Raw genomic sequence first — 23,912 nt, forward strand, 5'->3', positions numbered from 1 at the left:
TTGATCCTTCGTGGTGTGCCATGACCGAAAGCGCCGAAAAGCCCGTTGCCCCGGTTCTGTCCCTGGTGGTGCCCATGTTCAACGAGGCGGGTAACCTGGACAGATTGTTCGACCGGTTGGCCCAGGTGATGGCCGATCTGGGCGAAAGTTACGAAATCGTCTGTGTCGATGACGGCAGCCGCGACGACACCGTCGCCCGGGCGCTGGAGCATCGCCGCCGCGACCCTAGGATAAAGGTGGTGGAACTGTCGCGCAACTTCGGCAAGGAACTGGCCCTGACCGCCGGGCTGCGCCACACCAGCGGTCAGGCGGTGGTGATGATCGACGCCGATTTGCAGCATCCGCCGGAAGTCATCAAGGACATGATGCGGGAATGGCGCCAGGGCTTTGAAATGGTCATCGCCGTGCGCCGCGACCGCGACGACGAAAGTGCGGTCAAACGGCTGGCGGCCAAGGTCTTCTACGAGGTGTTCGGGCGGGTGTCGGAAGTGCGGCTGCCGCCGGGGGCCGGCGATTTCCGCCTGCTCGACCGCAAGGTGGTCAAGGTGCTGAACGCCATGCCGGAACATGCCCGTTTCATGAAGGGGCTTTATGCCTGGGTTGGCTTCCGTCAGACCATCATCCCCTTCGACGTGGCCGAGCGCGCCCATGGCGAAACCAAGTTCAACCTGTTCCGGCTGTGGCGGCTGGCCGTCGACGGGATTACCTCGTTCACCTCGCTGCCGCTCAAGGTGTGGACCTTCATGGGTATGCTGGTGGCCAGCTTCGCCTTGTTGTACGGCCTGTTGTTCATCGTCAAGACACTGATTTTAGGCATCGACGTACCCGGCTATCCGTCGCTGATCGTTGCCATCACCTTCTTCTCCGGCGTGCAATTGATCAGTCTGGGGGTGATCGGCGAATATCTGGGCCGCGTCTTCGCCGAGGTGAAGAACCGCCCGTTGTTCGTGGTGCGCGAGGCCCATGGTTGTGGTGACGATGTTGACAAGGAATAGCTAAAAGCCCATATCCACCTAAAGCTTATGGAAAGGTGGGGAAATGCTGTCCAGCAAAGCCAAATACGGCCTGAAGGCCATGGTCTATCTGGCGCGCCACGCCGATGACGGCTCGGTGCTAATCGCCGACATCGCCGAGGCCGAATCCATCCCCAAGAAGTTCCTGGATGCGATCCTGCTGGAACTGAAGAACCGCGGCTATCTGTCGTCGAAAAAGGGCAAGGGCGGCGGCTATACCCTGGCCAAGCCGGCCCAGCAGATCATGGTCGGCGACATCGTCCGCGTGCTCGATGGCCCGTTGGCGCCGGTGCAATGCGTGTCGCGCACCGCCTATCGCCGCTGTGACGATTGCCGCGACGAAGCCGGATGCGCGGTACGCGCGGTGATGGGCGAGGTGCGCGACGCCATCGCCGCCATCTTGGACAACACCACCTTGGCCGACATGGCCTTCAGCAAGAAGGCCGAGCCGGTGCTGATGTACGATATCTGATCACCTCTATCCGCCGGCCAGGATATCGCGCAGCTTGACCGTCAGGATCGCCCGACTTTGGCTTTGCACCTGTTGGATCAGCCCGTCCACCGTGGCGCGCCACGGCGCCAGGGCGGTCGAGGCATCGAGGTCGAGATCCAGGTCCAGGGCATTGATCAGATCGGCCAGGGTGGTGACGTCGAGGTCGCGGGTCAGCACCACCTTGCGGCGGATGGTCGGCGCGGTGAAGCCGGCGGCGTGTAATTGCACCAACAGCCGTATCATTTCCCGTTCGTTGGCCGAGGTCCGCGCCAGCAACTCGCGCCGGCTGGCGCCGCCGCTGCCCTGACGGGCGCGGGCATAAAGAACATCCAGAATTTCCAGGGCCAGGGCCAGGCGTCGTCCGGGGCGCGACGGCCCGCTGCCGAGATGCTGGCCGCTGCGCCATTCGGGCAGGGCGGCGGTGATCTCGGCCCCGATCAGGATGGCCAGCCAGGACAGATAGGTCCACAGCAGGAAGACCGGCAGCACCGCCACCGCCCCGTACAGGCTGGCATAGGTGCGCGACGAGGTGATGTAGAGGCCGAAGCCCCAGCGAAGTGCGGCGAACAGCAAGGCGGCGGCCAATGCCCCCCACAGGGCGTCGCGCACCGCCACCCGGCGGTTGGGCACGGCGGCGAACATGACGGCGAAGGCCAAGGCGGTCAGGATGGTGGGCAAGGGCAGGGCCAGCACCGGGGTCAGCGCCTTGCTCACCGACCAGCGCGACCAGGCGGTGACATAGCCTTGCAGCGACAGGGCCGCGCCCATCAGCAGCGGCCCCAGGGTCAGGGCGGTCCAATAGACCAGCAGCTTGGACAGGGGCGAGCGCGCCTTGGCGACGCGGAAGATGGCGTTCATGGTGCCTTCGATGGTCACCAGCAGCATGATGGCGGTGACCACCAGCGACAGGATGCCCACCGCCGACAGCCGCCCGGCATTGTCGATGAAGCGGTTGATCTGCAACTGCACCACGTCGCCGATGGTCGGCGCGAAAGTGCGGAACGACCAGCTCACCAGATCCTGGCGCACCGAATCGAAGGCGGGAAAGGCGGCCAACATGGCCAAAGCGATGGCGAACAGGGGCACCAACGACAACAGCGAGGTGAAGGCCAACGACCCGGCCATGCGTGAAACGCCGTCGTCGCGTCCGCGCCGGACGGCGAAACGCAGAAATTCCCACACCTGCCATGCCGTGGCCTGGGCTTCCATTCTCCCGCTTCCCCCTTTTGCCGATGACCTTACTTCGTGTAGGATGCCCGCCGCCTTCGCAGGCCACAAGACAACTTTGCGATTCTAGAGAGGACCAGTATGACCGCTCCCACTCCGTTGATGGCCGGCAAAAAGGGCTTGATCATGGGCGTCGCCAACGACCGCTCCATCGCCTGGGGCATCGCCCAGGCCGCCCGTGCCCAGGGGGCCGAGCTGGCCTTCACCTTCCAGGGCGAGGCGCTGGAAAAGCGCGTGCGTCCCCTGGCCGAATCGGTGGGGTCGGACATCGTCCTGCCCTGCGACGTGTCGGACGAGGCGTCCATCGACGCGGTCTTCGATACCTTGAAGGCCAAGTGGGGCAAGCTGGACTTCGTCGTCCACGCCATCGGCTATTCCGACAAGGAACAACTGCGCGGTCGTTACGCCGACACCACCTTGGACAATTTCCTGAAGACCATGCACATCTCGGTCTTCTCGTTCACCTCGGTCGCCCGTCGTGCCGCCGACATGATGCCCGATGGCGGTTCGCTGCTGACCCTGACCTATTACGGCGCCGAGCGGGTGATGCCGCACTACAACGTCATGGGCGTGGCCAAGTCGGCGCTGGAAGCAAGCGTGCGCTATCTCGCCGTCGACCTGGGCAAGCAGAACATCCGCGTCAATTCCCTGTCCGCCGGTCCGATCAAGACCCTGGCGGCCTCGGGCATCGGCGATTTCCGCTATATCCTCAAGTGGAACGAATACAACAGCCCGTTGAAGCGCAACGTCACCTTGGAAGACATCGGCGGTTCGGGCCTGTACCTGCTGTCCGATCTGTCGTCGGGCGTGTCGGGCGAATGCCATCACGTCGATTGCGGCTATCATGTCGTCGGCATGAAGGCGGTGGACGCCCCCGACATCACCGTTTCCAAGGACTGACACCCATGTCGGGAAACGGTTTCGGCCACACTTTCCGCTTCACCACCTTCGGCGAGTCGCATGGCCCCGCCATCGGCTGCGTCATCGACGGCGTACCGCCGTTGCTGGCGTTGTCGGAAGCGGATATCCAGCCCTGGCTGGATCAACGGAAGCCCGGCCAGAACCGTTTCACCACCCAACGGCAAGAGGCGGACCAAGTCCGCATCCTGTCCGGGGTGTTCGATGGCGTCACCACCGGTACCTCCATCGGCCTGTTGATCGAAAACACCGACCAGCGGTCCAAGGATTACGGCGACATCAAGGACACCTATCGTCCCGGTCATGCCGACTGGGTCTATGAGCAGAAATACGGTATCCGCGATTATCGCGGCGGCGGACGCTCAAGCGCGCGGGAAACCGCCATGCGGGTGGCCGCCGGCGCGGTGGCGCGGGTGATCCTGGATTCCTTGGCCCCGGGCATCGCCATTCGTGGCGCCATGGTGCAGATGGGGCCGCATGCCATCGATCCTGGTCGCTGGGACTGGGACCAGCGTCAGGCCAATCCGTTCTGGTGCCCCGATGCCGAAACCGTGCCGGTGTGGGAAAAGTTCCTCGACGGCGTGCGCAAGGCCGGCTCAAGCACCGGCGGTGTGGTCGAGGTCACCGCCTCGGGCGTGCCCGTCGGGCTGGGGGCGCCGGTCTATGACAAGCTGGATGCCGATCTGGCCAAGGCGATGATGAGCATCAATGCCGTCAAGGGCGTGGAAATCGGCGCCGGTTTCCTGGCGGCGTCGCTGTCGGGCGAGGACAACGCCGACGAGATGCGCATGGGGCCGGATGGCCGTGTGCAGTTTCTGTCCAACAATGCCGGCGGTATCCTGGGCGGCCTCTCCACCGGTCAGGACGTGGTGTTGCGCCTGGCGGTCAAGCCGACCAGTTCGATCCTGATCCCCAAGAAAAGCGTCGACCGTCACGGCAACGACATCGAGGTCATCACCAAGGGCCGCCATGATCCTTGCGTCGCCATCCGTGCCGTGCCGGTGGCGGAAGCGATGATGGCGGTGACCCTGGCCGACCATCTGTTGCGCCATCGCGCGCAATGCGGACTTTCCTTGACCTAGCGTACAGCCCAAAGGATCATACTGATCCCTTGGTCAATTCACAGGTCATCGTGTCTCCCCAGACAGCGCCCGCCTTCATGATCGTTGTGCGGCGTCTGGTGCGGCCGGTGCCGTTGGCTGCCCTGATGCTGGCGCTGTGCCTGTGCGGCTTGCTGACGTTGCATCTGTGGCGCAGCCATCTCAAGGCCGAGGCCGATGCCCGCCTGATCACCAGCACCCTGGGCCAAGCCATCGAACAGCATGTGGTCGGCCAGATGCGCGGCATCGCCACGCTGTTGGATGAAGTCGCCGCCATGGTGGCGGCGCAGACCCACCAGCCCCCCGATCTGGTGGGGCATCTGGGTGAACGGCTGGCGGTGTTTCCAGAAATCACCGGCTTGGTGCTGATGCATGCCAATGGCGACTGGGTCGATTTGGGCAGCGACGAACATCTGGCGCCGTCACAGGCGCAGTGGTTGCACGACCGTCTGACCGGTGGTGCCGGTCTGGTCATCGGCCCGCCCCATATCCAGGCCGGCGATGGCCGGCGGGTGCAGGTGGTGGCATGGCTGTTCCCCCATGACGGCGGCACCGCCGCCATCGCCACCAAGTTGGACGTGGTCAGCCTGTCGGCCTTTCTGCAAACGGTGCTGGTGCCGGAAACCGAGATGGTGGCGGTTGTGCACCGCTCTTCCGCCAAGATGGTGGCTTCGGTTCCCGAGCACCATGGCGGCTTCGCCCAGGATTTTTCCCGTCCGCAAGCGGCCATCGGCACGGTGTTGCCGGTGGAGGGATTGGATCTGGACGTCTGGGTGATGGCTGAAAGCGGCGGCGCCTTTGCCCTGTGGCAGGGGAACGCCGTTTTGGGCGGGGTGTTGCTGGTTTTGCTGTGTGCGGCCATCCTGCTGTGGGCGCGGCGCGGCGATGCCGCCTGGTGTCATCTGACCCAGGCCCGCGATGGCCTGGAAAATCTGGTGATCAGCCGCGGCGAGGAATTGCGCCGGGCCCGCGCCTTGCTGGAACAAAAGGTCCGTCAGGTCAGTGCCGCCAACCGTGAAATGCGGCGCCTCTCCATGGTCACCGCCCACCATTTACAGGAGCCCTTGCGCCCGCTGGTCAGCTATAGCCAGATCCTGTTGCGCCGCTTGCCGATGGAACGGCCCGAGGCGCGCGCGCGGCTTGAACGGTTGGTCCAAGGCGGCAAGGATTTAAAAACCCTGCTGCGCGGCTTTCAGCAACGCGTCGCCGCCTTAGGCATCGACGCTCCGACCGAGACCGTCGATGTGCGCCAGTTGGTGCAACGCGCCATGGTTGATGCCGGCATTGACGCCCCCATTCGTCTGGGGACTTTGCCTGTCCTGGACGTGGTTGGCGACGGCATTCCCGAGGTTCTGATCCAGGTGTTGAAGACTCTGGACGGTTGGCGGGTGGCGAGCATCGACGTCGAGGCCGAGCTTCAAGGCCAGGGCTGGGTCTTGTGCCTCTCGGGCGACGGCGTCGCCGATGAGGCGGCGGTGGCGGTGCGGGTCTGCCAATCCCTTGCCGGCCTCAATGGTTTGGAGCTGTCCTATGGCGAGGGCCGCTTCACACTGGCTTTACCGTCGTCGGAGCCGTCGGTGGTCGATGCACCGACAGAAGATCCGCCGCCCTTGCCCCGGCAATTTACCGCCCGTCTCCAGGCCTTGGCCTTGATCGGCGCCTTGCTGGTGGCCATGGGCTGGCAGATGGTGCGCGAGCGCGACAGCGCCATTCATGCCGCCCAGGTGCTGACCCTGGCGGTAGCCAATTCCATCGATCAGCAGATATCGGGCTCGTTGCGCGGTATCGACACGGTTCTGTCCGAGGCCGCCGCCATGGTCACCCGGGGTGAATATCTCAACCGCACCTTTTCGGTGCGCATGGAAGGGATATTGCGGGCCTATCCGGAAATCCGCCATATCAGCCTGGCCGACGCCTCGGGCAGGATGTCGACGGCGGTGTGGCCACCGCGCCTGGTGCCGGGGGGCGGTATCGATATCAGCGACCGCACCTATTTCCTGGCGGCTCGGGCCAGTGCGCGGGAACGCCAGCAGATGGTGGTGGGTGATCCGGCGTTGGGGCGTATCAACAGTGAACGCTCGCTGCACGTGGCCCGCCCCCTGGTGGATGACAAGGGTGACTTCGCCGGTATCGTCTATGCCAGTTTAGATCCCGACATCTATGCCCATTTTCTTGATCGCGTCTTGTTGGACCGCGACGGCGGCACCGCGCTGATCGGCGCCAATGGCCGCATGATCGCCCGCGCACCGGCCCATGTGGAAAAGTTCGGGATCGACATTTCCAGCAGTGATCTGTTTACCCGATGGTTGCCCCGGGCCCCCATGGGCACCGCCCATCTGATATCGAAGGCCGACGGCAACGACAAATTCCTGGCCTATCGTCTGCTGTCGCCCTATCCGCTGGTGGTGACTTCGGCGGTGTCGCGCAATCGGGCTCTGGCCCAGTGGCAGAGCGGTGTGAACGGGGCGGTTCTGTCGGTGGCGGTGTTGTCGGTGGCGCTGTTCCTGCTGGCCTGGACGGCTGATCGCGGCATGGCCCGCATTCGCCGCCGCCAGGGCGAATTGGCGGTCGAAGTGGCGCACCGCACCCACGGACTGGAAGTGGCGCGAGCGCTGTCGGATGTTCGTGCCGCCAGCCTGGACCGGCTGAATGGCCAGTTGCGCGACTTGCTGGGGGTCATCACCCGCGATCTGCAAGAACCATTGACCGTCTTGCAGGACGAGGCGGGGCGGTTGGCCACCGATCTTGGTGCCCAAGGCGGGGCCAATCCGGAAGAGTTGGATTATGTTGTGGCGGCCATTACCCGCCTGTCGGCATTGCTGCGCGACTTTCAGCACTTCGTCGCCATCACCAGCATGTCGGCCAATGCGCAAAAGGTCGATCTCGGCGGTTTGGTGCGGCTGGCCGTCGACGACATGGAACGGCGCTTCGGTCCGGCGGTATTGTTGGTCGAAGCCGATGCCTTGCCGATCGTTTGTGTCGATGGCGGCATGATGCTGGAATTGCTGGCGCAGGTTTTCTCCAACGCGGTCACCTATCGGCGGCGATCGCAGGCAGCGTTGGTGCGGATTCACGCTCAGGCCGCGGCGGGTGGCTGGCGGCTGGAAATCGCTGATGACGGGCCGGGCTTTTCATCCGAACAACTCAGCCACGACCCCCAGGTGTTCGATACCGGGCTTGGCCAGACGGCGGATTCCACCGGCATCGGTCTGGCCATCTGCCGGGTTATCGCCCAGGCCCATGGCGGAGAATTGTGGTTGAGCAACGGCGCGCAGGGCGGCGCCGTGGTCAGTATCAGTCTGCCGGAGACTTAGTTTTTCTCGACCCGGCCATATAGGCCGCGATCCCAACGCAGGTATTGGGTGCCGGTATCGATGGTGCGCCAATTGCCGATGATCTGGTCGGTGGCGAAGACGGTGTCTTCGTCGCCCCATGACCAGCCGATGGCGCTCCAGCCCTTGTCAGTCCAGGCGGCAACCACCAGGGGAAAGCCCTTCTCGGCTTCCCAGCCGGTCTTGGTGACCATCACCACCAACTCGGCGCGACCGTCATGATCCAGGTCGAAACGCCCGGCACGGACGGAATCGCGATCAAAGGCCAGCGGATCCTGGGTCTGGAAATAAGGCCGCCAATGGGTCTTGACCAATCCGACAATGTCTTCGCGACCACTGTCGCCGATGGGCAGCAAGGCGATCTGACCGACCGGACGCAGCAGGTCCTCCTGCGCCAGGGCAGGGGGGGAAAGCAGCAAGGTCAGGGCGATCAGGGCGTGTGCGTGGCGCATGGTTGGTCTGAAACATAGGAAGGGTGCAGTGCAACGTCAACGTGGCAATTTGCTGGCCTGTCCGCATTTGTGCTATGCTTCCTCTGGGCGCTTATGACGGGATCAGAAAGATGCCGGTTGATCAGATCAACCTGACCGCTTCGGCGCGGGATGTTTTGGTGACGCAGCAAAGCTTGGCCGCCAGCGCGGCGCAGCGTTCGCAGAACCTGTCCACGGGCAAGAAAGTCAGCCGGGTCACCGATGACGCGGTGGCCTTTGCCGCTGCCCGTGCCTTGACCGAACGGGCAAGCGATCTGTCGGCGGTCAAGGATTCGGTTGGCCAAGGGGTTTCCACCATCAATGCCGCCCTGGCCGGGGCCGAGGGGGTGAATTCCCTGCTCGACCAGATGAAGGGCATCGCCACCGCCGCCATCGCCAGCGGTGATTCCGCCGAGCGGAGTGCGCTGGCCACCCAGTACAATCAACTGCGCGGGCAGGTGGATTCCCTGGCCGCCGATTCCGGCTATAACGGGGTCAACCTGCTGTCGGCCTCATCTTCGGCGTTGAACGTGGCGTTCGGTACTCAGGCTGGTGACAGTCTGACCGTCAATGGCCAAAACGTCAGTTCCGCTGGCCTGGGGGTGACGGCGGTGGCCGCCGATGGCAGCGATTTTTCCGCCGCCACCCTGGCCCAGTTGGACAGTGCGGGCGCCACCGTCAATGCCGTTCAATCCAGCCTGGGCAGCAATCTGACCGCGCTGGGCATCCGGGGCGAGGCGGCGGCCAGTCAGGCCGTCATCGCCCAAGCCGGCGCATCCAGGCTGACCGAGGCCGATTTGAATGAAGAGGCGGCCCTGCTGGTGGCGACCCAGACCCGGCAGCAATTGGCCCGTGCCGGCCAAGGGGTGTCGCAGCGGGCACAGGAATCGCTGTTGACCCTGTTCTGATGCCACGTCCGCCTCCGGTCAATCCCTTCGCCGCCTATGGCCGTGCCCAAGGCTCGGTCCTGCCCTTGCGGCAGGCTGATGCCCTGGCCTTCACCCAGGCGGCCAATCTGCTGGAAGACTGTCTGCGCAGCGCCGACCGCACCCAGCGTGAGGCGGCGCTGAAGCGCAATCAGCGCCTGTGGACCCAGGTCCAGCGTTTGCTGTCGCGGTCGGATCATCCCTTGCCGGCGGATGTGCGGGCCAATCTGCTGGACCTGTCCCACTTCATCGATCGTCAGACCGTGAAGGCGCTGATCAGCGGCGCCGCCGATGATCTGCGCCCGCTGGTCAAGATCAACCGCGAAGTGGCGGCGGGGTTGGTCGACTGATATTTTTTTGTCGAAAAACAACACTGCGGATATGTATATTGTGTCAGCAATAATGTAAGTTCCGTATTTTTTGTGTTGAAAGTGCCTTCGGCGATGCGATATAGAATATCAACACTGTGAAACCTGCGAGTTCGCCATGAGCATCCTCAATTCCGCCCTGATCGAATTGGACCCCGCCACCGTCAACACCCTGCTGCAAAGCGGCGAGGCCGTTTTGGTGGATGTGCGCGAGGACGAAGAATTCGCCGAGGAACACATCGCCGGGTCGCAGCTTTATCCCATGAGTGATTTCGAGGTGGACAAGTGGCCGTCCTATCCCGGCAAGAAGGTGATCATCTCGTGCCTGGGGGGCGTGCGTTCCGCCGCCATCGGCAACAAGCTGATCTCGGCCGGCCATGGCTGGGTCACCCACATGAAGGGCGGCCTCAACGCCTGGAAAGATGCCGGCCTGCCTACCATTACCCCCTAATGGTTCCATCACCTTGACCTGGGAGGGGGGCGCGCTTACACCAGTAAGGCCCTTTCTCCTGCAAGGTGGTTTTCATGCGCCGCATCGGCCGTATCATCGTCGCCATATTGGCCGCCATCGGCCTGACGGTCCTGTTGCTGACCGGTGGCGGCATCTGGGCCGCCATCGCCTTCAAGGACAGTACCGAACCCCGCCTGCCCAAGGACATGATCCTGTCCCTGGACCTGGAGGCGAAGTTCCGTGAAACCCCCTCGGGCGATCCCTTCGCTGCCTTGGCGGGCGAACGCGCCTATGTGATGCGCCAAGTGATCGCCGCCATCGACCATGCGGCCACCGATCCTAAGGTCAAGGGATTGTTCGCCACCTTGGGCAGCGGCCAGCTCAGTCTGGCTTCGGCCCAGGAAATCCGCGATGCCATCGTCCGTTTCCGCTCGTCCGGCAAGCCCAGTGTGGCCTTCGCCGAGACCCTGGGCGAGGGCAGCAACGGCACGGTGGATTATTTCCTCGCCAGCGGCTTCTCCCAAGTATGGGTGCAGCCCTCGGGCGAGGTGGGGCTGGTCGGCTTCGCCGCCGAATCCCCCTTCCTGAAAGGCACGCTCGATCTGTTGGGCATCCAGCCGCAACTGGCCGGGCGCAAGGAATACAAATCGGCCATCGAGACCTTCACCGAGACCGGTTATAGCCAGCCGCACCGCCAGTCGCTGGAAGCGATCCTCGACGCGTGGTCGGGGCAGGTCATCGCTGGCATCGCCCAAGGCCGGCGCCTGGGCCAGGACAAGGTCAGCGCCCTGTTCGGCAAGGGGCCGTTCCTGGCGGCGGAAGCCCTGTCGGCGGGGCTGGTCGATCATCTGGGCTATCGTGATCAGGCGCTGGCCGCCGCCGGGGCCACCGGCAAGAAGGGCGAAGAGGTGGATATGGCCGCCTATGCCGCCCATCTGCCCAAGGGCAGCGGTCCGCGTATCGCCATCATCACCGGTAGCGGCGCTATCAGCCGGGGCGGCGACGACAGTCCGTTCGCCGACGATGACGGCTTCGGCGCTGGCGTTATCGCCGCCGCTTTCCGCGACGCCGTCGATGATCCGGCGGTCAAGGCCATCGTGTTCCGCATCGACAGCCCTGGCGGTTCCTATGTGGCGTCGGACACCATCTGGCATGAAGTGGGCCGCGCCCGTGCCGCCGGCAAGCCGGTGGTCGCCTCCATGGCCGGGGTGGCGGCGTCGGGCGGCTATTTCGTTGCCATGGGCGCCGACCGGGTGGTGGCGCAGCCGGGCACCATCACCGGCTCCATCGGCGTGTTTTCCGGCAAGATGGTGCTGGCCGATTTCTGGCCCAAGCTGGGGGTGAGCTGGGATGGCGTCAAACGCGGTGACAATGCCGATATGATGAGCGCCAACCATAAATTCAGCCCGCAGGCGTGGGAGCGGCTGAACCGCAGCTTGGACGCCATCTACGCCGACTTCACCGGCAAGGCGGCCAAGGGCCGCAATCTGGCGCCGGATCGCATGGAGGAACTGGCCAAGGGCCGCATCTGGGCCGGTTCCGACGCCCAGGCGCGTGGACTGGTGGATGCTTTGGGCGGCTGGGACGTGGCTCAGGCGCAGGTGCGTGAGCTGCTGAAACTGGCCCCCGATGCTGATTTGGATCTGGTTGCCTACCCCAAGCCCAAGGCGCCGTGGCAGAAACTGGCCAAGATGATGGGGGGCGGGGGCGGTCTGGCCGAGGATGAGGGCATGCGCGCCCTGCTGCGTCTAGCCCGCGTCCTGGCCCCGGTGGCGGCGCAGTTGGAAAACGGCGGGACCTTGCGTTTGCCGGCGGGGGCGGTGCCATGACCGGGGCGGCGCCCAAGACGGTGGTGATCACCGGTGCCAGCCGCGGCATCGGTCATGCCATCGCCCGCCGCTTTCTGGCCGAAGGCTGGCGCATCATCACCTGCGCTCGGGCCGAGGCGCCGCCGGAATGCCGCCGCGATCCCAATTGGGTGCATCATATCCCCACCGATCTGGCCGATCCGGCCAGCACCCAGGCCTTCATCGCCGAGGCCAACGTCCTGTTGGACGGTCAGCCGTTGCATGCTTTGGTCAACAATGCCGGCATCAGCCCCAAGACCCCGTACAAGGAACGCCTCGGCGTGCTCAACGGCTCCATCGACGGCTGGAAAGAGGTGTTTGAGCTGAATTTCTTCGCTCCCCTGCGGCTGGCCCGTGGCTTCGCCAGCGCCCTGCACAAGGGCAAGGGGGCGGTGGTCAACATCACCTCCATCGCCGGCCATTTCGTCCATCCCTTCGCCGGCTCGGCCTATTCGACGTCAAAGGCGGCGCTGTCGGGGCTGACGCGGGAAATGGCGGTGGAATTGGCCCAATTAGGGGTGCGGGTCAACGCCGTTGCCCCGGGTGAGATCAGCACGGCGATGATTTCCGCCGAATACGAAGCGCTGGTGCCGCGCATCCCGCTCGACCGCATGGGCAGCCCCGAGGACGTGGCCGGCACCGTGTTCCGGCTGTGCGGCGACGATTTCGCCTATGTCACCGGTACCGAGGTTTTCGTCACCGGCGGTCAGCACCTTTATTGAAACCCTGCCTTCAGGGCCTCACCCAGCAGGCGGAATTCGGCCTTGCGCGGGCTGGACGGGCGCCAGGCCAGGCCGATCCCGCGTGAGCCGGCGCCCCGTAGCGGACGGGTGACCACGTCGGTGCCGGCGAGCACGCCGCTTTTCACCGCCATTTCCGGCAACAGCGTCACCCCCAATCCGTTGGCGACCATCTGCACCAAGGTGGCGAGCGAGGTGCCCAAAACTCCTTCGCCCTTGGCCGGGCCGGGTAGGTGGCAGGCCGACAAGGCGTGGTCGCGCAGGCAATGACCTTCCTCCAGCAACAGCAGGTCCTGGTCGATCAGGTCGGCGGCAGACAAATCCGGGCGTAAGGCCAACGGGTGATCCGGCGGACAGGCCAGCATGAAGCCGTCATCGGCAATATGCATGGTCTCGATTTCCGGCGAGGGCCAGGGCAGGGCGATCAGGGCGGCATCCAGGTCGCCGGTGGCCAGACGGTCCAGCAGCCGCGCCGTCAGATCCTCGCGCAGGAACAGACGCAGGGCGGGATAACGCTGGCGCAGGCTGGGCAGGGCATGGGGCAGCAAATAAGGCGCGATAGTCGGAATTACCCCCAGGCGCAGCGGCCCTGACAGCACCTCGGTCGAGGCGGCGGCCAGATCGGCGATGTCCTCGGCCCCGCGCAGCACGACACGGGCGCGAGTCACCACCTGTTCGCCCAGGGGGGTCAGCATCACCTTGCGTTTGGTCCGCTCCACCAAGGTGACCCCCAGGATGGTTTCCAATTCCTGCAAGCCCGCCGACAAGGTGGATTGAGTGGCCAGACAGGCCTCGGCGGCGCGACCGAAATGCAGGTGCTCGGCCAGGGCAGTCAGATACCGTAATTGGCGTAAGGTGGGCAGCGGGCGCATATCATTGTCTCCGTCGATTTCTATTAACAAAATAACTCATTGGATCGATGAATAGAAGGCGCCTATGGTCTGTTTGTCGCCAAGCGACGGCCTCCTCCTCTAGCCCTCCCCCATCCCTACCCCCAGGGCGGGGGAGGAGGCTCGACACTTTTAAGTAATTCTAATATGTGCCCATGGATTGTATGAACCTTTGGGCGTAGGCTCCGGATATCAACCCGTGAAAGGAGATGATCATGGCCAAGAACAAAGCCGCTAAAATCGAGCAGATCGACATCGGCATCGAGGAAAAGACCCGCCAGAAAATCGGCGAGGGGCTGTCGCGGCTGCTGGCGGATACCTACACGCTGTATCTGAAGACCCATAACTTCCACTGGAACGTTACCGGTCCCATGTTCAACACCCTGCACCTGATGTTCGAGGCGCAGTACACCGAGCTGTCGCTGGCCGTCGACCTGATCGCCGAGCGCATCCGCGCCCTGGGCCTGCCGGCGCCCGGTACCTATAGCGCCTTCGCCAGCCTGACCAGCCTGAAGGAAGAAGACGGCGTCCCCACCGCCGATGAGATGATCCGTATCCTGGTCAAGGATCAGGAAGCGGTGGTGCGGACCGCGCGCTCCATCTTCCCGCTGGTGGACGAAGCTCATGACGAACCCAGCGCCGATCTGCTGACCCAACGCATGCAGGTGCATGAAAAGACCGCCTGGATGCTGCGCGCCCTGCTGGGCTGATACGAAAAGGGCGGGGCGCTTGCGCGTCCCGCCCTTTTTCATGGCGACGCCCCTTCAGCGAATGGGCTGAAGCACGTCCATCTTCAACTTCATGGTGCCCTCGGGGTGCAGCTTGCCGCCCTCGCGCACGATCAGCAGGGCGTGACGAGGATCGTCGGCCCGTTGCATGCTGGTGGCCAGCAGGATTTCCGCCACCTTGGCCGCCTGACTGGCGCGGGCTTGCGGCGTCAAGGCGATGTCGTTGCCGGCTTCGTTCAAGGCGGGGGCGGCGATTTTCTGCAAGTCACCGCCCACATCCAGCACCATGGGTCGACCGTTACCGGTCAGGCTGTCGCTCATGCTGGGGTTGATGGTGGTGATGGCCACCCGCTCCAGCTCCACATCCACGGTTTTGCCCTTTTGCACGGTGACCGACAGCCCTTCCAGGTAAAGCGCGGCGGTCGAGCCCGATTGCTCGGCCTGAAGGATGACGCTGGAAACCGGCGGGCTGACACCGACGCCGTCATGGGCGGCGCGGTTGGCGACCTTCTCGGCGACGCGGCTGACATCGAATTTACCGACGCCAAGGGCGTCGATCAGCCAGGAAATGTCGTTCATGGCGGTGTTGAAGGCCTGCTTCAGCGAGCGTTGACCAGCCTTGTCGTCGTCTTTTTCGTTGCCATTGCTGATCTCGTCGAACAGGTTGCGTTTGGCGCGCAGGCTGTCGGGATCGGTCAGGTCGGGGGTCTTGATCTTCTGTTGCAGCCACGCCTCGGCGATGGTCTTGCTTTCGCTCATCTCGGCGACGATGTTGCGCGCCGGCTCGGACAGATCGACGGCATCGGCGACGGCGGCGGCGCCGCTGCTGGCCTGGACCGGTTGAACCAGAAAGGTGGCGGCCTGCGTCGAAGCGGCGATGGCGGCTTGGGTGCGCTTGGCAATCTCGAGATCGTCGACCATGGACGTGACCCTTCTTGTCAGTCTGCCGAAAGTATAGTCCCGCGCCATTCTGCGCGGCACTGTATTTTGACCAAAACCCAGAAAAAATGCAATGAAAAGGACTCTAGGGGATGGTGGCGCACAGGACCGTCAGGTCGTCGCGCAGGGGCCGCTTGACCCGCGCCAGGAAGGGGGCCAGCACGCTATCGGCGCTGTTGGGCGTCGTCGTCTCGGTCTGCGCCAGCAAGGTTTCCATGCCGGAATTGCCCAGGCGCGTGCCATCGGTCATGGGGTTGTCGGTCAGGCCGTCCGAGGCCAGGACCAAGATGCCGCCGGCGGTCAGCCGCATATTCCTTTCCACATAGGTGGCGCCTTGGGTCAGGCCCAGGGGCAGGCCGCTGCCGTCGCCGCGTTCCACGCCGCTTCTGGCCATTCCGCCACCGGCATGCCTGAACAGCGGCGCCGGCATGGCGGCGGCGGCATAGACGAAGGCATCGGCTCCCAGATCGATGACGCCATAGGTCATGGCCGCATATTGGCCCTGGGGCAGCAATCCGGTGAGGCGGCGGTTGATTTCCGCCAGGAAGGCGCCGGGCATGTCGGCCAGCGGCGTGCATTGCGCCACCAGGGTGTGCAGGCGAAAGGTGTTGAGCGCCGCCCCCAGGCCATGGCCGGAAAAATCGGCCAGCCACAGGGCCAGACGGTTGTCGTCGATCACATGCATGCCCCACAGATCGCCGCCCAGGCTGGACGAGGGCTCAAAATGGGCGGAAACCTGTATTCCCAGCCGTCGTGCCGCCTCGGCCAGGACTTGCGGATTGGGCAGCAGTTCCATCTGCATGGATCGCGCCAGCCGGGTTTCCTCGGCCTCGGCGGCCGGGCGGTCGGGGGTGATGGCCGGTGCTTCGGCGCAGATGACGTAAGCCGGTTCCTCGGGATTGGGGCCGGTGACGATGCAGGTCACCTCGTTGCCCATGTCGTTGTATTCCACCGAGGTAAAGGCCAGTCGGCGGGCCAGGGCGATGCCGCGGCCATGGGTGGCGAAGGCGCGCTCGGGCGAGATGTCGTCATAGGCGCGCCAGTCGAAGCCCTTGCCCTGATCGCGGATGACGAAGCGGATGGCATCGGGGTGACGGTCGACCAACACCTCGACGCTGCGGCTGCGGCCCAGGGGGGTGTCCAACCGCGCCTCGATTTCCTGGCGCCAGCGTTTGGCCGCCACCAACTCCGCCTTGAGGTCGAAATCAATGCCCAGATTGCCGTGTTCCACCGCGTTGGTGAACATCTCCGACAGGCCGGCGGCCAGATGGCGGGCCTGCGGACACGACCGCGCCAGCGCCACCGCCAGGGTATGGCCTTCCTCCAGGGTACGAAAGCGGAAGCGGCCCTGTTCCAGCAGCAAGATGGCGGTGGTACGTTTGTCCAGGTCGTCGGCCAGCCGCTGGCGGCGCTGGTGGTCGGCGATGGCCGCCTCGGTCACCGACAACAGCAGGCGGCGATCCAGCGGCTTGGCCAGATAATAATAGGCGCCGGCCTTGATGCCCTCGCTGACATCCTCGGTCTCGGCATAGGCGGTTTGCATGATCACCGGGATGTGGGCCAGCTTGTCGTCGGCTTTCAGGCGGGTCAGCAATTCCATGCCGTTCATGCGCGGCATGCGGCGATCCAGCAAGATGACGTCGAACGAGCCGGGATGGGCCTGCAAAATGCCCCAGGCCTGCACCCCGTCCTCGGCCATCACCGTCTCGAAACCGGCGGCGCGCAGATTGGCGACGATGACCTCGCGGTTCATGCGCTCGTCGTCGACCACCAGGGCGCGGGCCGGTGCGTCGCTCACGCTTTCACGCCTGTTCGATGGCGAACAGCGATTCGAAGCAGGCCAGCCGCAGCAACTCGGCCACATCGATGCCGGGATTGCGCAGGCAGACCAACGCCCCCGCCCGGGTGGCGCGGTCGCGCAAGGTCAGCAGCATGCCCAGACCGGCGGAATCCATGTAATCCAGTCCGGCCATGTCCACCACCACCTTGGTCGGCTGACGGGCCAGAAGCTTGTCGATGGCGCCTTCGAACAGGTCGCGGTGATCGAACAAGAGTTGGTCGGAAAGAACCAGTGTCGGGCCGGAAGGGCCATCGATGATGCGGTATTTCATGTTTGGCCCACCCGTTTGGCGATGAACTCTTCTAGCTGCGCGCTTTGCTGTTCGTCCAGATCGAAGCGGACATGGGTGTTCTGGTCGGTGATGGCGACCAAGCTGCCTTTCCACTGACCAAGCGGCGGCAGGTCGCAGGTGAATTCGCTGCCGCGCGGGGCGGCGAAGGGACGATCGAGCACGCCGGTGCCGATCAGGGCGATTTCCTGCAACAGGCAGGTGCGGGATTCGCCGCCCAAGCTGACGGTGGCGGCGACGTTGAGGGTGTGGCGTTGGTTGGCCGCACGGTTTTCGTCGGCGCCGGCGCTGACGATATGGTCGATGGCTGCCTTCATGGCGCCCAGGCGGTCGCGCATGGCCAAGGCCGAAAGGCGCACTTCGGCGGCACGGCTGCCGGTTTCCTCGGTGGCATCGGCGACGTCGCTGATATTGGCCGCCGCCTGCTGGGTGCCCTGGGCGGCGCTGTGGGCGGCCTGGGCGATTTCCTGGGTGGCGGCGCTTTGCTGATCCATGGCGTCGGAAATGGCGGCGGAAATGGCGGAGATCTGGCCGATGGTTTCGGCGATGGCGCGCAAGGCGCCGACCGCGTCCTTGGTGGCGTGCTGGATCGACGACACCTGACCGGCGATTTGTTCGGTGGCCCGGCTGGTCTGGTTGGCCAGGGATTTGACTTCGCCGGCGACCACGGCGAAGCCTTTGCCGGCATCACCGGCGCGCGCCGCCTCGATGGTGGCGTTGAGCGCCAACAGGTTGGTCTGACTGGCGATGTCGTTGATCAGGCCGACCACCTCGCCGATGGCCGCCGCCTCGCGCGTCAGGCCGGTGACGATTTCCCCGACCTTGCCGGCCTCTTCCACCGCTTCGCCGGCGATGGTGGTGGACTGGCCGACCTGACGGCTGATCTCCGCCACCGAAGCCGACAATTCCTCGGCCGCTGCCGCCACCGAATCGACGTTGCCGGTGGCGGTCTCGGCGGCGCCGGCGGCGGCGTGGCTTTGGCCGCGCACCTTGTCGACGGTACCGTCCATGGCGGCCGAGGCATCCAGCATGGCATCGGCCTGGGTCATCACCATGCCGATGGCACCCGACACTTCTTCATCGATGGCGTTGGTGAGCGCCAGAATCTCGCTTTGCAGCTTGCGGCGGTTGCGGCGATGCTCGGCCTCTTGTTGGGCGGCGCCCTGGCGCACCTTGAGCGCGTTGCCGCGAAACACCTCGACCGCGTGGGCCAGTTTGCCGATCTCGTCGCGGCGATGCAGGCCGGGAATGTCCACCGCCAGTTCGCCATCGGCCATGCGGGCGGTGATCTCGGTCATCTCGGCCATGGGTTCGATCATCTGGCGGTCGATCAGCACCAGCACGACGATGACCAGCCCCAGGGACAGCATGGCCGAGGCGCCTTGCAGCAGCGCCTGACGGCGCACCGCCTCTTCCAGTTCCGAGCGGTCCTCCATCAAGGTGGTGGCCGATTGGGCCACGCCGACTTGCAGCGACTCGACCAGGGATTCGGTCAGGGTGCGCAAGCCCAGGGCGGCGGCGTCGAAATCATCCTTGAGCGGGCGCCCCATGGCCTCGCCCTGGCGGGCATAGGCGGTGGCCATGGCCCGGCCCGAATCGGCGAAGGGCTCGAAGGCCAGGGCGATGCCTTCCAAGGTGCGCGCCGCATCGTCCAATCCCAAGCTACGGGTGGCGTCCAGGCTGGCGCCATGGTGGTAGCGGAAGTTGGCGATGGCATCCTCGGCCTGGGTCAGGCTATCGGCCAGCAGGGCGGGGTCGCGGGTGGCGGCGATATCGACCAGGATGCCCTGCACCCGTAAAATATCGATCTCGATATTCTTGATTTGCTCGATCAGCGGCAGATATTGCTCGCTGACGGCGCTGGTCGTCGCTTCCATCTGATGATTGAGGCGGAACAGCTTCAGCGCCATCAGGCCGTTGGCTGTCATGCCGGCCAGACTGGCCACCAGGATGACGGCGAAAGCCAGGAAGAATTTGCGGCGCATGGACATGGGGTGACCCGATCAATAACTCGACCGGGCGATGGTGCGGCAATGTGCGTTGCGACGCAACTGCCTGGACCGGGCATAGTTTATAAGCAATCTAAAGTTTGTGCGTAATGCTGTTTTATCTAATGTAGCATTTGCTTTTTCAGTGTGGATTCCGTTAGCTTTTTTTGCGGCCTGTAACAGAAGCATACCAACGGAGGGTGCCCCGGGCCGGAACAGGGAGTGGAACAATGACGATCACGCAAAAGCTTGGCACGCAAAAGCCTGGCTGGTCGCGGCGTGGCGTGCTGGCTGCGGCCGGCGCCGGCGCGGTGGCCGTGGCCTTGCCGCGAGGCGCACGGGCGACGGCGCAGGAAGCCGATGATTTCGCCAAGAAGCTGCTGGGCGGCGCCCAGGCCAAGGCCGGCAAGGTGCAGCTTATCATCAAGGACGTGGCGGAAAGCGGTGCCAACGAACCGGTGCGGGTGCTGGTGGATAGCCCCATGAGCGCCACCGACCACGTCAAGGCCATCCACGTGGTGGCCGACGGCAATCCGTTTCCCGGGGTGTCGTCGTGGTTTTTCACGCCTAAATCGGGCAAGGCCGAGGTGGCCTTCCGCATGCGTCTGGCCAAAACCCAGAACGTGCGGGCCTATGCGGTGATGTCGGACGGTTCGGTCTGGCAGGCGGCGCAAGAGGTCAAGGTCACCATCGGCGGCTGCGGCGGCTGAGGACGGGGGGAACGGATATGAGCACACCGACCATCAAGACCCGCCTTCCGGCCAAGGCGAAAAAGGGCGAGATCATCGAGATCAAGGCCCAGATCACCCATGACATGGAAACCGGGCAGCGCAAGGATGCCGGCGGCATGCCGCTGGCTCGGCGCATCATCAAGAAATTCGTCTGCACCTGGAATGGCGAGGTGGTGATCAGCGCCGACTGGCATACCGCCATGTCGGCCAATCCCTTCATCACCTTTTTCGCTTTGGCGGAAAAGACCGGCCCGCTGAAGCTGGCCTTTCACGACGACAATGGCGAAATCTACGAATCCGTCACCGACATCGTGGTGGAATAGGCCAATCCCGGCCCCGGTCGAAACCGGGGCCGGGATTGGATGGGGTACTTATTTCTTCAGATAATCCTTGATCAGGACTTCGGCGATCTGAACGGCGTTCAGCGCCGCGCCCTTGCGCAGGTTGTCGGACACGCACCAGAACGACAGGCCGTTGGCGATGGTCGGATCCTTGCGGATGCGGCTGACATAGACCGCGTCCTCACCCACGCATTCCACCGGGGTGACGTATCCGCCCGGCTCGTGCTTGTCGACGACGATCACGCCCGGCGCCTTGGACAGGGCGCGGGTGGCGGCTTCGACCGAGACCGGGTTCTCGAACTCGACATTGACGCATTCGGAATGGCCGACGAAGACCGGCACGCGCACGCAGGTGGCGTGGACGTCGATGGTGGAGTCCAGGATCTTCTTGGTCTCCACCGTCATCTTCCATTCTTCCTTGGTCGAGCCGTCTTCCATGAAGACGTCGATCTGCGGGATCAGGTTGAAGGCGATGGGCTTGGGGAACTTCTGCGGATCGCGGGCGTCGTTGACGAAGACGCCGCGGGTCTGCTCGAACAATTCGTCCATGCCTTCCTTGCCGGCGCCCGACACCGATTGATAGGTGCTGACGACCACGCGCTTGATCTTGCCCAGGGTGTGCAGGGGCTTCAAGGCGACGACCATCTGGATGGTCGAGCAATTGGGATTGGCGATGATGCCGGACTTGGTGTACTCGGCGATGGCTTCCGGGTTCACCTCGGGGACCACCAGCGGCACGTTGGGGTCCATGCGGAAATGCGAGGTGTTGTCGATGACGACGCAGCCGGCGGCGGCGGCACGCGGGCTGTGAATCGACGAGACCTTGGCGCCGGGCGACGACAGGGCGATATCGGTGCCCTTGAAGTCATAGGTTTCAAGATCCTTGACCTTCAGAATCTTGTCTTCGCCGAAGGACACTTCCTTGCCGACCGAGCGGGCCGAGGCCAAAGCGACCACTTCGCTGACCGGGAAATTCCGTTCGGCCAGGGTCTGCAGAATTTCGCGGCCCACATTGCCCGTGGCTCCGATCACAGCAACCTTGTAACCCATGCTTTTATTCTCCGTTCCGATGTGGAAGCCCGAAGCCTTACCCGGGGGACGCTTTATCATGCGAAAAAGCCCGCGGGAGCGTCCGCGGGCCTTTTTCGTGCGAATACGACGAACCGGCCCGCTTACGCGGTGGTCTTAGTGCCGGTTTTAGTAGTGGCGACGAAGAACGCCGCCCGGACCATCTGGTCCGGGACGCCAGGGAACGCAGCAAGGCAATGCCGGTTACGCATGGGGTTCTCCATCAACCGGGCATCTTTAGCGCAAGGCGGATGGTGATTGCAAGGGCGATGCTCGCGGGCGTGGCCTTCGGCCCAACCTTTTGATTGGCGCCTTGCGCCAATCAAAAGGTTTCCGAATTGGTGACCTCGACCGCCTGCCAGACCATGCCGAGCACGCGGTCGATTTCCTCAAGGGTGGCGTCGTCGGCCAGGGCCGGGATGGGCATGTCGATGCCTTCCTCTTCCAGCAGGTCGCGGGCGCGACCGACATAAAAGTCACGGTATTCGGCGGTGGTGCGGAAACGGGCATTGAAGGCGCGGTCGGCCTCTTGCCGCAGCGCCAGCAATTCGGCCTGCTCGGCTTCGGTCAAGATGCCTTCGCGGCGCAGCAGTTCGGCCTGGCGGGCTTTCGCACTCTCCAGCCGTTCGCGCCAATGGGGGTCGTGATTGGGCATCAGCCGGACGGTGGCGCCCATGATGCTCTCCCTTCGCTTGTCCTTGCGGTCAGGATAAGCCGGGGCGGGCGTCGTGTCACCCCTTGGGTTTCGTCCCTATTCGTCGTCGTCGTCGTCGCGACCGCCGCGATCGATGACGCCGATCAGCCGCCCCGCCCCCAGTTTGTCGCCGCTATCGAGCTCCATGGCCTTGGCCAGGGCGGCGCGGCCTTCCTCCAGCCGGCCCAGCCGGGCCAGACAATAGCCATAGGCGATCAACGCCTGCAGAAACAGCCGCGGCCACGGCTCGATCTGGTCGAAATCGGCGTGATGGCCCTGCACCAGCCGCCAGTCATGGGGCAGTTGCAGGCGTTTGGCCGCCATTTCCAGCACCGAGAAGGCGTGGGGCAGGGCTTCTTGCAGGCGATGGCGGTAGAAATAGAACTTATAGGCGCCGATGCGGGTGGCCAGCGCCTCGGGCGCCAGCATCAGGGCGTGGGTGACATGGGCTTCGGCCACCCGTTCGTCATGCCAGTCGATGCCGGCGGCGATCAGGGCCTTTTGGGCGGGGTGGGGCAGGTCCAGCGGCAAACCAGCTACGTTCTCGAACATGGGCTCGAGTTCTCCAAGAGGGCGCGGCGGACCGGAATGTTTTAGCGTGTTTTTTTGATGGCGTCGATTCTTGCTTGACGGGGCTGGTGACTCATCCCTATAAACGCGCCTTCCAATTCTGTACTTGAACTCTTGATCTGACAGGTTTGATCCATGGCCCATCATCAGTCGGCTAAGAAGCGCATTCGCCAGACCGAGCGTCGCACCGAAGTCAACGGCGCTCGCGTTAGCCGTATCCGCACCTTCGTCAAGAAGGTCGAGCTCGCCATCGCCGGCGGCAATGCCGAGGAGGCTAAGGCCGCCCTCGCCGCCGCCCAGCCCGAACTGATCAAGGGCGCTCAGGCCGGCGTGCTGCACAAGAACACCGCTTCGCGCAAGGTCAGCCGTCTGGCTGCCCGCGTCAAGAGCATGCTGCCGCTGGCCTAAGCCAGCGCCATCAAGGCTCTTTGCCGGTTTTGAAAGACCGCGTCCCCCAGGGACGCGGTCTTTTGCCGTTGCCTGATCGAATGTTTGGTGCGGATTCCGGTCAACGATGAAATGCAAGGGAAAAATTTTCAGCGTTCTTGTTCCGGTCCGGTTGTGTTGAATCGAGGGCGTCGTTAGAGTCCGTCCCTCTCAGCCGTATTCCAAGAATAGCTGGGAAATCTAGTTAAAATTTGATCTGTTTTTGCTGTCGATTGTGGCGGCAATTATTTAATTGGGCATCGCTTTGTCTAAAGAAGTTATCAAAAATACTATTTCTTTGCCGATTGTGTCGGCGATGGTTTGTGAATATGCTGATGGGTGGAAGGTGTGCCAAGCGCCAGTCGCAGCTTTGGGGGCTGTTGGCGTCGAGGCATGTTGTCGGGCGAATCGCGGCAGAAGCTGTGGTGTGTTCCGGTTGGGGAAGGGGAGCAAGGTGCTGTCATTGGACGCGCGCGGGTCGCGTGGCGGGATGGTTGCGCCAAGTCTTCACCGGGCGGCCATT

24 protein-coding genes are annotated in these 23,912 nt (G+C 64.0%); 14 read left to right on the top strand and 10 right to left on the bottom strand.

The annotated features are described in order from the left end of the window. Positions 1–20 precede the first annotated feature (20 nt). Both MGMSRV2_RS20790 and MGMSRV2_RS20795 read left to right on the top strand, forming a co-directional pair. Complete coding sequence (locus tag MGMSRV2_RS20790) at positions 21–995, top strand: glycosyltransferase family 2 protein (protein ID WP_024082360.1); 975 nt, start codon at positions 21–23, stop codon at positions 993–995. A gap of 43 nt (positions 996–1,038) precedes the next feature. Further along, entirely contained in the window at positions 1,039–1,485 is a 447-nt protein-coding gene (locus MGMSRV2_RS20795; RefSeq protein WP_024082361.1) for an RrF2 family transcriptional regulator, read from the top strand. A gap of 6 nt (positions 1,486–1,491) precedes the next feature. Here the strand turns inward: MGMSRV2_RS20795 and MGMSRV2_RS20800 are convergent, their stop codons facing one another. Further along, positions 1,492–2,715: a YihY family inner membrane protein gene (locus tag MGMSRV2_RS20800; RefSeq protein WP_024082362.1), complete on the bottom strand. Its 1,224-nt coding sequence runs from the start codon at positions 2,713–2,715 to the stop codon at positions 1,492–1,494. 99 nt (positions 2,716–2,814) lie between these two features. Between MGMSRV2_RS20800 and fabI the strand changes: the two genes are divergently transcribed. The 3 genes from fabI to MGMSRV2_RS20815 all read left to right on the top strand — a co-directional run bounded on the left by fabI (position 2,815) and on the right by MGMSRV2_RS20815 (position 8,065). Beyond that, positions 2,815–3,633 (top strand): enoyl-ACP reductase FabI, encoded by an 819-nt coding sequence (fabI, locus tag MGMSRV2_RS20805; protein WP_024082363.1) that lies wholly within the window; start codon positions 2,815–2,817, stop codon positions 3,631–3,633. Positions 3,634–3,638: 5 nt separating this feature from the next. Then, complete coding sequence (aroC, locus tag MGMSRV2_RS20810; RefSeq protein ID WP_024082364.1) at positions 3,639–4,733, top strand: chorismate synthase; 1,095 nt, start codon at positions 3,639–3,641, stop codon at positions 4,731–4,733. 77 nt (positions 4,734–4,810) lie between these two features. After that, the gene (locus MGMSRV2_RS20815; RefSeq protein ID WP_158497797.1) at positions 4,811–8,065 is read left to right on the top strand and encodes an ATP-binding protein; all 3,255 of its coding nucleotides are present in this window, start codon (positions 4,811–4,813) and stop codon (positions 8,063–8,065) included. On the opposite strand, the gene MGMSRV2_RS20820 is transcribed toward MGMSRV2_RS20815, so the two are convergent. Then, positions 8,062–8,535, bottom strand: a complete 474-nt coding sequence (locus tag MGMSRV2_RS20820; RefSeq protein ID WP_024082366.1) for a hypothetical protein — start codon at positions 8,533–8,535, stop codon at positions 8,062–8,064. The genes MGMSRV2_RS20815 and MGMSRV2_RS20820 overlap by 4 nt on opposite strands. A 110-nt stretch (positions 8,536–8,645) precedes the next feature. Between MGMSRV2_RS20820 and MGMSRV2_RS20825 the strand changes: the two genes are divergently transcribed. From MGMSRV2_RS20825 to MGMSRV2_RS20845, 5 genes are all read left to right on the top strand, one after another. Continuing rightward, a complete protein-coding gene (locus MGMSRV2_RS20825) occupies positions 8,646–9,461 on the top strand; it encodes a flagellin (protein ID WP_024082367.1) in 816 nt (271 codons plus the stop codon). Beyond that, positions 9,461–9,829 (top strand): flagellar biosynthesis regulator FlaF, encoded by a 369-nt coding sequence (locus MGMSRV2_RS20830; protein WP_024082368.1) that lies wholly within the window; start codon positions 9,461–9,463, stop codon positions 9,827–9,829. Before MGMSRV2_RS20825 ends, MGMSRV2_RS20830 begins: the two co-directional genes overlap by 1 nt. Positions 9,830–9,965: 136 nt before the next feature. Next, entirely contained in the window at positions 9,966–10,298 is a 333-nt protein-coding gene (locus MGMSRV2_RS20835; protein ID WP_024082369.1) for a rhodanese-like domain-containing protein, read from the top strand. A 74-nt stretch (positions 10,299–10,372) separates the two neighbouring features. Then, positions 10,373–12,127 (top strand): signal peptide peptidase SppA, encoded by a 1,755-nt coding sequence (sppA, locus tag MGMSRV2_RS20840; protein ID WP_024082370.1) that lies wholly within the window; start codon positions 10,373–10,375, stop codon positions 12,125–12,127. Beyond that, positions 12,124–12,867, top strand: a complete 744-nt coding sequence (locus MGMSRV2_RS20845) for an SDR family NAD(P)-dependent oxidoreductase (protein WP_024082371.1) — start codon at positions 12,124–12,126, stop codon at positions 12,865–12,867. Before sppA ends, MGMSRV2_RS20845 begins: the two co-directional genes overlap by 4 nt. On the opposite strand, the gene MGMSRV2_RS20850 is transcribed toward MGMSRV2_RS20845, so the two are convergent. After that, positions 12,861–13,757 (bottom strand): hydrogen peroxide-inducible genes activator, encoded by an 897-nt coding sequence (locus tag MGMSRV2_RS20850; RefSeq protein ID WP_024082372.1) that lies wholly within the window; start codon positions 13,755–13,757, stop codon positions 12,861–12,863. The two genes, MGMSRV2_RS20845 and MGMSRV2_RS20850, sit on opposite strands and share 7 nt — an antisense overlap. Positions 13,758–13,990: 233 nt before the next feature. Here MGMSRV2_RS20850 and MGMSRV2_RS20855 point away from each other — a divergent pair, with 233 nt between their 5' ends. After that, the gene (locus tag MGMSRV2_RS20855) at positions 13,991–14,485 is read left to right on the top strand and encodes a Dps family protein (RefSeq protein WP_024082373.1); all 495 of its coding nucleotides are present in this window, start codon (positions 13,991–13,993) and stop codon (positions 14,483–14,485) included. A 54-nt stretch (positions 14,486–14,539) separates the two neighbouring features. On the opposite strand, the gene MGMSRV2_RS20860 is transcribed toward MGMSRV2_RS20855, so the two are convergent. From MGMSRV2_RS20860 to MGMSRV2_RS20875, 4 genes are all read right to left on the bottom strand, one after another. After that, on the bottom strand, positions 14,540–15,424 hold the full coding sequence (locus tag MGMSRV2_RS20860) for a hypothetical protein (RefSeq protein WP_024082374.1): 885 nt from the start codon (positions 15,422–15,424) through the stop codon (positions 14,540–14,542). A gap of 103 nt (positions 15,425–15,527) precedes the next feature. Beyond that, complete coding sequence (locus MGMSRV2_RS20865) at positions 15,528–17,240, bottom strand: SpoIIE family protein phosphatase (protein WP_024082375.1); 1,713 nt, start codon at positions 17,238–17,240, stop codon at positions 15,528–15,530. Between the two features lie 4 nt (positions 17,241–17,244). Continuing rightward, the gene (locus MGMSRV2_RS20870; protein WP_024082376.1) at positions 17,245–17,553 is read right to left on the bottom strand and encodes an STAS domain-containing protein; all 309 of its coding nucleotides are present in this window, start codon (positions 17,551–17,553) and stop codon (positions 17,245–17,247) included. Further along, a complete protein-coding gene (locus MGMSRV2_RS20875) occupies positions 17,550–19,562 on the bottom strand; it encodes a methyl-accepting chemotaxis protein (protein ID WP_024082377.1) in 2,013 nt (670 codons plus the stop codon). The genes MGMSRV2_RS20870 and MGMSRV2_RS20875 overlap by 4 nt, the downstream gene beginning before the upstream one ends. Before the next feature lie 227 nt (positions 19,563–19,789). On the opposite strand from MGMSRV2_RS20875, the gene MGMSRV2_RS20880 reads away from it, so the two are divergent. Together MGMSRV2_RS20880 and soxZ are read left to right on the top strand one after the other, a co-directional pair. After that, positions 19,790–20,269: a thiosulfate oxidation carrier protein SoxY gene (locus MGMSRV2_RS20880; protein ID WP_024082378.1), complete on the top strand. Its 480-nt coding sequence runs from the start codon at positions 19,790–19,792 to the stop codon at positions 20,267–20,269. 17 nt (positions 20,270–20,286) lie between these two features. Then, positions 20,287–20,613: a thiosulfate oxidation carrier complex protein SoxZ gene (soxZ, locus tag MGMSRV2_RS20885; RefSeq protein WP_024082379.1), complete on the top strand. Its 327-nt coding sequence runs from the start codon at positions 20,287–20,289 to the stop codon at positions 20,611–20,613. Positions 20,614–20,661: 48 nt separating this feature from the next. Here the strand turns inward: soxZ and MGMSRV2_RS20890 are convergent, their stop codons facing one another. The 3 genes from MGMSRV2_RS20890 to MGMSRV2_RS20900 all read right to left on the bottom strand — a co-directional run bounded on the left by MGMSRV2_RS20890 (position 20,662) and on the right by MGMSRV2_RS20900 (position 22,945). Further along, positions 20,662–21,681 carry an aspartate-semialdehyde dehydrogenase gene (locus tag MGMSRV2_RS20890; RefSeq protein ID WP_024082380.1) on the bottom strand — a complete coding sequence of 340 codons (1,020 nt, stop codon included), beginning with the start codon at positions 21,679–21,681 and terminating at the stop codon, positions 20,662–20,664. Between the two features lie 340 nt (positions 21,682–22,021). Beyond that, positions 22,022–22,375: a hypothetical protein gene (locus tag MGMSRV2_RS20895; protein ID WP_024082381.1), complete on the bottom strand. Its 354-nt coding sequence runs from the start codon at positions 22,373–22,375 to the stop codon at positions 22,022–22,024. A gap of 75 nt (positions 22,376–22,450) precedes the next feature. After that, complete coding sequence (locus MGMSRV2_RS20900) at positions 22,451–22,945, bottom strand: hypothetical protein (RefSeq protein WP_024082382.1); 495 nt, start codon at positions 22,943–22,945, stop codon at positions 22,451–22,453. A gap of 153 nt (positions 22,946–23,098) precedes the next feature. On the opposite strand from MGMSRV2_RS20900, the gene rpsT reads away from it, so the two are divergent. Next, on the top strand, positions 23,099–23,371 hold the full coding sequence (rpsT, locus tag MGMSRV2_RS20905; RefSeq protein WP_024082383.1) for a 30S ribosomal protein S20: 273 nt from the start codon (positions 23,099–23,101) through the stop codon (positions 23,369–23,371). Positions 23,372–23,912 lie beyond the last annotated feature (541 nt).

Origin of the sequence: Magnetospirillum gryphiswaldense MSR-1 v2, assembly GCF_000513295.1 — a bacterium.
Classification (GTDB): Bacteria; Pseudomonadota; Alphaproteobacteria; order Rhodospirillales; family Magnetospirillaceae; genus Magnetospirillum; species Magnetospirillum gryphiswaldense.

Excerpts from the sequence above, each read along its gene's own strand:
- MGMSRV2_RS20895 (WP_024082381.1), bottom strand. The coding sequence starts at position 22,375 with ATGGGCGCCACCGTCCGGCTGATGCCCAATCACGACCCCCATTGGCGC.
- MGMSRV2_RS20890 (WP_024082380.1), bottom strand. The coding sequence starts at position 21,681 with ATGGGTTACAAGGTTGCTGTGATCGGAGCCACGGGCAATGTGGGCCGC.
- MGMSRV2_RS20815 (WP_158497797.1), top strand. The coding sequence starts at position 4,811 with ATGATCGTTGTGCGGCGTCTGGTGCGGCCGGTGCCGTTGGCTGCCCTG.
- MGMSRV2_RS20790 (WP_024082360.1), top strand. The coding sequence starts at position 21 with ATGACCGAAAGCGCCGAAAAGCCCGTTGCCCCGGTTCTGTCCCTGGTG.
- MGMSRV2_RS20830 (WP_024082368.1), top strand. The coding sequence starts at position 9,461 with ATGCCACGTCCGCCTCCGGTCAATCCCTTCGCCGCCTATGGCCGTGCC.
- MGMSRV2_RS20835 (WP_024082369.1), top strand. The coding sequence starts at position 9,966 with ATGAGCATCCTCAATTCCGCCCTGATCGAATTGGACCCCGCCACCGTC.
- MGMSRV2_RS20880 (WP_024082378.1), top strand. The coding sequence starts at position 19,790 with ATGACGATCACGCAAAAGCTTGGCACGCAAAAGCCTGGCTGGTCGCGG.
- MGMSRV2_RS20870 (WP_024082376.1), bottom strand. The coding sequence starts at position 17,553 with ATGAAATACCGCATCATCGATGGCCCTTCCGGCCCGACACTGGTTCTT.
- MGMSRV2_RS20820 (WP_024082366.1), bottom strand. The coding sequence starts at position 8,535 with ATGCGCCACGCACACGCCCTGATCGCCCTGACCTTGCTGCTTTCCCCC.
- sppA (WP_024082370.1), top strand. The coding sequence starts at position 10,373 with ATGCGCCGCATCGGCCGTATCATCGTCGCCATATTGGCCGCCATCGGC.
- rpsT (WP_024082383.1), top strand. The coding sequence starts at position 23,099 with ATGGCCCATCATCAGTCGGCTAAGAAGCGCATTCGCCAGACCGAGCGT.
- MGMSRV2_RS20875 (WP_024082377.1), bottom strand. The coding sequence starts at position 19,562 with ATGTCCATGCGCCGCAAATTCTTCCTGGCTTTCGCCGTCATCCTGGTG.
- soxZ (WP_024082379.1), top strand. The coding sequence starts at position 20,287 with ATGAGCACACCGACCATCAAGACCCGCCTTCCGGCCAAGGCGAAAAAG.
- MGMSRV2_RS20850 (WP_024082372.1), bottom strand. The coding sequence starts at position 13,757 with ATGCGCCCGCTGCCCACCTTACGCCAATTACGGTATCTGACTGCCCTG.
- fabI (WP_024082363.1), top strand. The coding sequence starts at position 2,815 with ATGACCGCTCCCACTCCGTTGATGGCCGGCAAAAAGGGCTTGATCATG.
- MGMSRV2_RS20860 (WP_024082374.1), bottom strand. The coding sequence starts at position 15,424 with ATGGTCGACGATCTCGAGATTGCCAAGCGCACCCAAGCCGCCATCGCC.
- MGMSRV2_RS20845 (WP_024082371.1), top strand. The coding sequence starts at position 12,124 with ATGACCGGGGCGGCGCCCAAGACGGTGGTGATCACCGGTGCCAGCCGC.
- MGMSRV2_RS20795 (WP_024082361.1), top strand. The coding sequence starts at position 1,039 with ATGCTGTCCAGCAAAGCCAAATACGGCCTGAAGGCCATGGTCTATCTG.
- MGMSRV2_RS20825 (WP_024082367.1), top strand. The coding sequence starts at position 8,646 with ATGCCGGTTGATCAGATCAACCTGACCGCTTCGGCGCGGGATGTTTTG.
- aroC (WP_024082364.1), top strand. The coding sequence starts at position 3,639 with ATGTCGGGAAACGGTTTCGGCCACACTTTCCGCTTCACCACCTTCGGC.
- MGMSRV2_RS20900 (WP_024082382.1), bottom strand. The coding sequence starts at position 22,945 with ATGTTCGAGAACGTAGCTGGTTTGCCGCTGGACCTGCCCCACCCCGCC.
- MGMSRV2_RS20800 (WP_024082362.1), bottom strand. The coding sequence starts at position 2,715 with ATGGAAGCCCAGGCCACGGCATGGCAGGTGTGGGAATTTCTGCGTTTC.
- MGMSRV2_RS20855 (WP_024082373.1), top strand. The coding sequence starts at position 13,991 with ATGGCCAAGAACAAAGCCGCTAAAATCGAGCAGATCGACATCGGCATC.